Source organism: Marisediminitalea sp., from assembly GCF_984433645.1.
Map to the genome: position 1 here is coordinate 279 of NZ_CFIDRX010000173.1, position 8,758 is coordinate 9,036.

The 8,758-nt window shown below is 48.1% G+C and carries 5 protein-coding genes and 1 tRNA gene; 4 read left to right on the forward strand and 2 right to left on the reverse strand.

The genetic code is table 11. The features are described 5' to 3' along the window. Positions 1-448 precede the first annotated feature (448 nt). Positions 449-2,494, reverse strand: coding sequence for a methionine--tRNA ligase (gene metG / locus AC4MRN_RS17095; RefSeq protein WP_491203676.1), 2,046 nt, complete (start codon positions 2,492-2,494; stop codon positions 449-451). A gap of 111 nt (positions 2,495-2,605) precedes the next feature. Between metG and apbC the strand changes: the two genes are divergently transcribed. The 4 genes from apbC (at position 2,606) to AC4MRN_RS17115 (ending at position 7,092) form a co-directional block, all read left to right on the forward strand. Then, entirely contained in the window at positions 2,606-3,724 is a 1,119-nt protein-coding gene (gene apbC, locus AC4MRN_RS17100; protein ID WP_491203677.1) for an iron-sulfur cluster carrier protein ApbC, read from the forward strand. A 128-nt stretch (positions 3,725-3,852) separates the two neighbouring features. Further along, positions 3,853-4,443, forward strand: a complete 591-nt coding sequence (dcd, locus tag AC4MRN_RS17105) for a dCTP deaminase (protein WP_073322120.1) — start codon at positions 3,853-3,855, stop codon at positions 4,441-4,443. 235 nt (positions 4,444-4,678) lie between these two features. After that, the gene (locus AC4MRN_RS17110; RefSeq protein ID WP_491203678.1) at positions 4,679-6,736 is read left to right on the forward strand and encodes a glycoside hydrolase family 97 protein; all 2,058 of its coding nucleotides are present in this window, start codon (positions 4,679-4,681) and stop codon (positions 6,734-6,736) included. Positions 6,737-7,015: 279 nt separating this feature from the next. After that, positions 7,016-7,092, forward strand: a tRNA-Pro gene (locus tag AC4MRN_RS17115). Between the two features lie 61 nt (positions 7,093-7,153). Here AC4MRN_RS17115 and AC4MRN_RS17120 read toward each other — a convergent pair. Continuing rightward, positions 7,154-8,347 (reverse strand): ISL3 family transposase, encoded by a 1,194-nt coding sequence (locus tag AC4MRN_RS17120; protein ID WP_491203960.1) that lies wholly within the window; start codon positions 8,345-8,347, stop codon positions 7,154-7,156. Positions 8,348-8,758: the final 411 nt, after the last annotated feature.

Here is an 8,758-nt window from a genome sequence, read left to right on the forward strand (position 1 = left end):
CGAAGGCGGGGAACTAAGGAAATACCCGAAGGTGTAGGAAAATCCGTGGGTGGTATCAAAAGTTTCCGGCACATGGCCGGGACGACGATTGATGAAGGTTCCCCTCTATAACTGTCATCCCCCCGAAGGCGGGGAACTATGGAAACCCCCGAAGGTGTAAGAAAATCCGGGGGTTGTATCAAAAGTTCCCGGCGCAAGGCCGGGACGACGATTGATGTAGGTTCCTCCGATAACCGTCACCCATGCCAGATACATCCGTCACCCCAACCCATTACAGCCATCATTCCCGCTTCCTCCTTAATATCATCCCCGCGAAGGCGGGGAACTAAGGAAACACCCGAAGACGTAGGAAAATCCGTGAACTGCATAAAAAAATCCCGGCGCATGGCCGGGGATTTTTAAGAAAGGTAAGTTGTTCAGTGGTCCTCAGAGAAAACCGAGGGACACATTATTTAACCCGCATACCAGGCTGAGCGCCTTCATTTGGCTCAAGAATGTAAAGCTCTTTGCCACCAGGGCCGGCGGCAAGTACCATGCCTTCAGACATACCAAAGCGCATCTTGCGCGGTGCCAGGTTGGCAACCATAACGGTGTGTTTGCCAATCAGGTCTTCCGGCGCATACGCTGATTTGATGCCAGCAAATACCTGACGGGTTTCGCCACCTAAATCCAGCTCTAGTCGTAACAGCTTGTCGGCTTTCTCGACGTGCTCTGCGTTGGCGATGCGCGCGATACGCAAGTCAACTTTCGCGAAGTCGTCGAAAGAAATGGTTTCACTGATTGGATCTTTCGCCAAGGGGCTGTTCGGATCGATTTTCGGCTTAGCCACCAGGCTTTCTTTTGATGCTTCAACCATCGCTTCAATTTTGTCCATTTCGACACGCTGCATCATTGGCTTGAACTTGTTAATGGCATGACCGGTTAGTACTGACTGGCTGCTTTCCCAGGTTAGTTCGTCGTTCAGGAAGGCTTCTGCTTTTTCAGCGAGTACAGGCAATACCGGCTTCAGGTAGGTGACCAAAATACGGAACAGGTTGATGCCCAATGAACACACGTCATGAGTAAACTGCTGCTTGGTTTCGTCTTTAATAGTTACCCAAGGCGCGTTGGTGTCGATAAACTGGTTAGCTTTGTCTGCCAACGCCATAATTTCGCGTATGGCTTGGTGATATTTGCGCTTTTCAAATAGCGCAGCAATAGGCTCAGCCGCGTTTTGGAACTGAGCAACCAACTCAGGTTCAAGCACGTTGTCCGATAGCGTGCCGTCGAAACGCTTGGTAATAAAGCTCGCACAGCGACTGGCAATATTCACTACTTTGCCTACCAGGTCAGAATTCACCTTTTGCGCGAAATCTTCAAAGTTCAGGTCGATATCGGTTACGCCGTCACCCAGCTTAGACGCAAAATAATAGCGCAGGTATTCCGGGTTCAGGTGGTCAAGGTAGGTGCGGCCTTTAATGAACGTACCGCGAGACTTTGACATCTTGGCGCCGTTAACAGTTACGAAGCCGTGAATATTTACGCCACTAGGCTTGCGGTAACCCGCACCTTCCAGCATCGCAGGCCAGAACAGGCAGTGGAAATACGTGATGTCTTTACCAATGAAGTGGTAAAGCTCAGCGTCTGAGTCTTTGTTCCAGAAGCTATCGAAATCGACGTTGTTGTTGTCACAGAAATTTTTAAAGCTGGCCATGTAGCCAACCGGTGCGTCTACCCAAACGTAGAAGAACTTGTTAGGCGCGCCGGGAATTTCGAAACCAAAGTAGGGGGCATCACGGCTGATGTCCCATTGTTGCAAGCCATCTTCAAACCATTCCTGCAGCTTGTTGGCCATTTCTTCCTGAATGGCACCCGAACGGATCCAGTCTTTCAGCATACCTTCGAACTGAGGCAGGTCGAAGAAGAAGTGCTCAGACTCTTTCAGAATTGGTGTTGCACCTGATACCACTGAACGTGGGTTTTTCATTTCAGTCGGGCTGTAAGTTGCACCACATACATCACAGCTGTCGCCGTTTTGATCTTCTGCATTACAGCTCGGGCAGGTACCTTTAACGAAGCGGTCCGGCAAGAACATGTTTTTTTCCGGATCGAACAACTGGTTAATGGTACGCTTGCTAATGTAGCCCGCGGCATCCAAACGACGGTAAATCTCTTCGCAATAATGCTGATTTTCCGGTGAATGCGTAACATAATAGTTGTTGTAATCAATATGGAAGTCGAGCAGGTCCTGATGGTGTTCTGCGCGAGTTTGAGCCACCATTTCTTCCGGTGTAATTCCCAATTCCTGGGCTTTTAACATTACCGGCGTACCGTGTGCATCGTCGGCACAAACACTGTAACATTCGTGTCCGCGCAGGCGCTGGAAACGCGTCCAGATATCGGTTTGGATATGCTCAAGTAAATGGCCCAGGTGAATGGAACCATTGGCGTAAGGTAACGCACTGGTTACCAATATACGGCGCTTGCCTTGGGGAAGCTGACTCTGTTCTGACATAGACTATTATTGTTCGGCTTTTAAGCTAATGGAAATGGCGCAAATACTAGCGGAAATGCGCTTTTTTTGCATTAAGTAATGTTGTAAAACCTTTAAATTTGCAGGTAATCCATGTTTTTTTCCGGTCGAGCTAAAAAACCTGACGCAGTTATTCAATTTATTGCCGAAAAACTGGCCAGCTATTTTTCCGTTGAAGCCACTGATGCGATACGTTGGTGTGCGTTAAATGACAAACAGGTTACTGTCACGTTTCCGTTTGTGTGTAAAACCCAGTGGCCGGCAATTGAAGCGTTTTTGCAGCAAGCATTGAACAACGAGAAAAGCACTGAGAAATACATCGGAGTGTCGGTAACCCTGACCCAGTCCATTCAAAGTGGGCAAACGTTAAAACCACCGGTTACCAACGTGCGAAACATTATCGCTGTAGCTTCTGGCAAAGGCGGGGTAGGAAAGTCCACCACCAGTATTAATCTGGCCAGCGCGCTGCTTCAGGAAGGCGCGACAGTGGGTATTCTGGATGCGGATATCTATGGCCCATCTGTGCCAATTATGCTGGGAAATACTACGGAACGGCCGCAAACAGCTGATAACAAGCATATGCAACCGCTAAAGGCTCATGGCTTGGTCGCCAATTCAATTGGTTATTTGGTACCCGCTGAAGATGCTGCGATTTGGCGAGGCCCCATGGCCAGTAAAGCACTCGCGCAGTTGATAAATGAAACTCTATGGCCAGTGCTGGATTATTTGATTGTAGATATGCCACCGGGTACCGGCGACGTGCAGCTCACCATGGCCCAGCAAGTGCCGTTAACTGCTGCCGTTGTGGTAACAACGCCTCAGGATCTGGCATTGGCCGATGCCCAAAAAGGCATTGCGATGTTTAACAAAGTGAACATTCCTGTGTTGGGTCTGGTTGAAAACATGAGTTACTACCAGTGCACCGCGTGTGGCCATAAAGACTATATCTTTGCCAAAGATGGCGGGCAGGCACTGGCTGAACGTTACGGATTACCTCTACTTGGCGCATTACCCCTGAATACAACCATTCGCGAACATGCGGGCAACGGCAAGCCGCTGCTGGTAAGTGAGCCAGATCATGTGTTGTCTGACGCTTACCGTGATATGGCCAGAGCTGTATCCATGCAATTGGCGCTGACCGTGCCCGAATCGCAGCATGGCGCGAAGCATATCAAAGGCGATCCCATTGTATTTAATCCGGTAGATAACTAAAAAGCAGGGGCAGGGCAGTTTCGCTGCAATTCAGATTGATTGCCAGCTATGACCACCGCATAATACGCCCCTAAACAATCTTTGCCGTTTATTGTTAACGCCATTCTAAGCCAATACAGAGACATTCTATGCGATTAAGCGACCGTGACATTTACGACCATTTGCAGTCTGGCAAAATCATCATTGATCCCCAGCCGGGCTACGAGCACATCAGTGGTGTAACGGTAGACATGCGCCTGGGTAATAAATTTCGCGTGTTTGAAGATCACGCTGCGCCTTACATTGACCTGAGCGGCCCGAAAGCCGAGGTACAGGCAGCGCTGGAGTCGGTAATGAGTGATGAGATTGTGTTGCCAGAAGGCAAAGCATTCTTCTTGCACCCCGGTGAACTGGCGCTGGCCATTACGCATGAATCGGTAACCTTGCCAGACAACATAGTGGGTTGGTTAGACGGCCGATCTTCGCTGGCGCGACTGGGCTTAATGGTGCACGTAACCGCCCACCGTATTGATCCCGGTTGGTCTGGCAATATAGTGCTGGAATTCTATAACAGCGGAAAGCTGCCATTAGCGCTGCGCCCCATGATGAAAATTGGTGCATTGAGTTTTGAAGTGCTCAGTCGACCGGCGGAAAAACCTTACAACGCCCGCGTAGATGCAAAATACAAAGGGCAGGCTGGTGCAGTCGCCAGCCGTATTAGCTCAGACTCTCAGTCTTAAACGACATTTCTGACGTTTTTACGCCACAGGAAAATTGCTGCTTTTGTGCTCTGCAAAAGCAGCAAGCTCTATTGCTTATCTCTCTAATTCCTAAATGAATTTTACTTTTCTTAACGAATGACCCATCACTCCTTTTGTTAAAATAATGTTTATTTGATGCGCTATTTTCTTTACTTAATCGATTAAGTGTTCTAGGGTGTTATGCAACGTCTACTTAAACTATTAAGAGAAACCTATGCGTGCATTATTGCTTTTAGGCTGCCTGGTTAGCGGAGGGGTGTCCGCTGCTGAGTTGTCGGTTACGTCGCCCGATAAATCGATTCAGTTTACCTTTTCCGATGACAGTGGCTTTGCTCAATACGCTGTTACCTATAATGGCGAGGAACTGATGCGCCCCGGACGGTTGGGCTTTTCTTTTGCCGACGCAAAACCCATTTACAAGCAGCTGTCATTAAAAGAAGTCAGCCGCGATAGCGCCAATGAAACCTGGGAGCAACCCTGGGGCGAGCAGCGTCTAATCAATAATTACTATAACGAGTTGGTAGTCAATTTCAGTGAAAACGGCGATACGGATAATGCGTTTAAGGTTCAGGTGCGCGTATTCGACGATGGCATAGGTTTCCGTTATCACGTGGATGCCGATGGTCCGCGTACTATTACCCGTGAAATGACCGAGTTTTCTATTGTTGATTCACACACCTCTACCGCATATTGGATCCCAGGTCAGGGCTATGAGCGTCAGGAATACCTGTATCGTGAAACCCGTCTGCAGGACGTCGATAAAGCCAGTACGCCCATGACCATTAAACTGGCCAACGGCGTACATTTGGCTATTCACGAGGCCGCGCTGGTGGATTATGCCGGCATGAGTTTGAATCGCATGAATTTGGGCCGCTTCGAGGCTGACTTAGCACCGCGCGCCGATGGCGCAAAAGTACGCAAAGCAGGAAGTTTCACTACGCCATGGCGTACTGTGCAAATTGCACCGAATGCCGCAGGTCTTATTAATTCTTATCTTACGCTCAATTTAAACGAACCGAACAAACTGGGTGACGTAGATTGGATCACGCCGGGAAAATACATTGGGATTTGGTGGGGCATGCATATCCAGAAATACACCTGGGGTTCAGGTAAAAAGCACGGTGCTACCACTGAAAACACCATGAAGTACATGGACTTTGCGGCAAAACACGGTTTTGATGGTGTGCTGGTTGAAGGCTGGAATGTTGGCTGGGACGGCGACTGGATCCAAAACTCAGAGCTGTTTTCTTTTACCGAGAGTTACCCCGACTTCGACATAGAAAAAGTCACTGAGTACGGCAAAAGTAAAGGTGTGAAGTTAATTGGCCATCATGAAACCTCAGGCGGCATTACTAACTACGAAAACCAGATGGAAGATGGTTTCGCCCTGTACGAAAAATTGGGCGTTGAGCAAATCAAAACCGGTTACGTAGCACACGGCCAAAGCCTGAAACGTACCACTGATGATGGCATTAAACGGTTTGAATATACCGACAGCCAGCCTGTGGTGAATCACTTTATTCATAACGTGAACACGGCGGCTAAGTACAAGATCAGCATTAACACGCATGAGTCGGTAAAAGACACCGGATTGCGGCGCACCTATCCAAACTGGATCGCCCGTGAAAGTGCCAGAGGGCAGGAATATAACTCAGGCTGGCAATCGCCAAACCCGGCAGAACATGTTCCTATGCTGGCGTTCACTCGTATGCTTTCTGGCCCTATGGACTTTACCCCGGGCATATTTGATCTGGATTACCCGCCCATTCAGGGAGGGACGGAAGAACATGGTCGTACTAAATACATGCGGCCTCATACAACGATTGCCAAGCAGTTAGCCGAGTACGTAGTGATTTACAGTCCTATTCAAATGGCCGCAGATTTGCCAGAAAACTACGAAGCCAAGCCTGCGCCATTCCAGTTTATTAAAGACGTGCCCACCGACTGGGAAAAGAGCATAGCGCTGCAAGGTGAAGTGGGGGATTTTGTGGTGATTGCGCGTAAAGAGAAGCAGCACCGCCATTATTCTGGTAACGACTGGTATTTAGGTGCCATTACTAACGAAGATCCGCGCACGGTAAACGTTAAGCTGGATTTCCTGGAACCGGGTAAGACTTTTGAAGCGCAAATTTACAGAGATGCTAAAAGAACGGACTGGCAGACTAACCCGTACGAAATAGAGATTGTGAAACAAAAGGTCACCAGTGCTGACAGCCTCAAGTTATTTTTGTCGGCAGCCGGTGGAGCCGCAGTGCGATTCAAGGCGTTGTAATTTGCAATAAGGTTTCGTGAGCCGGGACTCTTTCTCTGTCTCGTCCCCATTGCGGTGGAAGAGCCGGGCTCACAATCGAATTCCGTATTAAACGAAATTTAAAACGCAGATACATAAAGCATCTCTATAGAAACGTAAACGGCCGGATTTCCCGGCCGTTTTTCGTCGTAATCTGAGAAAAGTACATTTGGTTGCACATTTATCCAACAATCAATTCATTAGCCAGATTTATGCGTTGCAATCACATTAAAAATAAGTACACTTGTCGACTCTTTCGGTCGGTGTGTAGCGCAGCCTGGTAGCGCACTGTCATGGGGTGTCAGGGGTCGGAGGTTCAAATCCTCTCACACCGACCAACTTCTCTCTTTTAAAGTGACACCCAACGCCGGCTCTACCCCATAAACGGGGGATCAGCATTCATCTTGTTCTATTAATTATTCCATCCCATCCACAATGGGTCATTACTCTAATTCTGTAATTCTCGAAGTTTCTAAAACCATACGCGCTTCTCGATATCATTTCCATTTTGTTGTGGAAGCCTTCTGTGATGCCGTTATTTCGGGTAAACCGCCACATCGCAACAATTGGCTCTAACCAGGATGTTAGTGTTTTAGCCAGTGCTTGAAGCGGGCTATGTTGGAGCTTTTCAATTAACGATAAGAACTTAGGAAGCTTTCTGGCCATTCGCTTTTCATTCACTGTCTTTAACAATATGTAGCGCATGAGCTCTTGTTTGATGCCGTACAGTGCTCGAAGTACCGGGTAATCTTTTAGGTAAGCCATTAAGTTCGCCAGGTTGTCGTTGCTCAAGCGCCACTGATGTCGCCGCATTAAACTTAATAAACCTCGGTTACGTCGGCCCTCAGGGTGATGCTGCTGCCAGGCTTTTAAAAAGTGATGATTGATAAGCCTGACCACGTGAAAGCGGTCAGCCACTATCAATGCATTGGGGAAGTAACGCTTTGCGATATTGCGGTAGGTTTCTGATAAATCCATCGCAATTAGGGTGACGTTCTCTTTACCAGGTAAACGCCGCAGGTACTGGCGTAAGCTGAGCTCTGAACGTCCGAGCTTTACGTCGAACACATTGTGGTTCTTCAAATCCACAAAAGTAGTGGCATAGCCCTTTTTACGTGTAAAGAAATGCTCATCAATCCCCAGCATCTGTGGGCAAGGACGACTTACAATCTCTTTGTATTTTTGATTAATGTGCGACTGATACCACCGTTCGACCGTCGTCGCACTAATCCTGTGTGTGCGTGACAGTTTGCGCTGTGTCACGCCGCCATGATGGGCTTCAAACACTTCCAGACGATAACACTCAGAGGCCCGGTAGCGAGGGCGGATACCGACAAATGGATGCCTAAAATAGCGATAACAGGCTCGACAATGATACTTCGGCACCTTGAGGTGCAACGTCAGCACCTGATTGCCTTGTCGGGTATGTTTTACCGTTCGATGATGAGTCGCCTTAACCCTTAATTGCCTGGCATTGCAGTGTTTACATGCTGGTCTGGTACTCGGCTTAGCCCAAACCTCAATGTGGTCGTTACGATTAATCTGTTCAATTTCTAATTCAGTTATGCCTAAAATGGCTCCTGCGTGGGACATCTGCACTCTCCATTAAATGATTCTTCGCAAAATCAGTTTAATGAATGCGGGTGTCCCCCGTTAATGATGAAGAGCCCCAACGCCTTATCTGGCGAGACTTACAGCAAACCTTAAAGTCAAACTTCAAGGCAATACACAGAATTCACGACCATCCCGATATTAGCTAAATTTGTGAACGTTCACACTCGTGAATCACCTTCTAGGCTCATCAGGCAGCCGTGAAGTTGTCCGAATGTTGAGTTTGGGGAACTCCTCAAATTTCTTCAGGTAGCTTACGGTTAACAGTGTTGTCCTCTTTGATTTTGTCTTGAGTGATTAATAGACTTTGGTGATAGTCCTGAGCTTCAGCATCAGTCAGAAAATCTACATCGGGCTTTAACTCTTCCAGTTTGCCCTTCAGTTCAGCTAAAT

What these genes read in the sequence shown, in the direction of transcription:
- dcd (WP_073322120.1), top strand. Translation starts at nt 3,853, where the DNA reads ATGCGATTAAGCGACCGTGACATTTACGACCATTTGCAGTCTGGCAAA.
- AC4MRN_RS17120 (WP_491203960.1), bottom strand. Translation starts at nt 8,347, where the DNA reads ATGTCCCACGCAGGAGCCATTTTAGGCATAACTGAATTAGAAATTGAA.
- metG (WP_491203676.1), bottom strand. Translation starts at nt 2,494, where the DNA reads ATGTCAGAACAGAGTCAGCTTCCCCAAGGCAAGCGCCGTATATTGGTA.
- apbC (WP_491203677.1), top strand. Translation starts at nt 2,606, where the DNA reads ATGTTTTTTTCCGGTCGAGCTAAAAAACCTGACGCAGTTATTCAATTT.
- AC4MRN_RS17110 (WP_491203678.1), top strand. Translation starts at nt 4,679, where the DNA reads ATGCGTGCATTATTGCTTTTAGGCTGCCTGGTTAGCGGAGGGGTGTCC.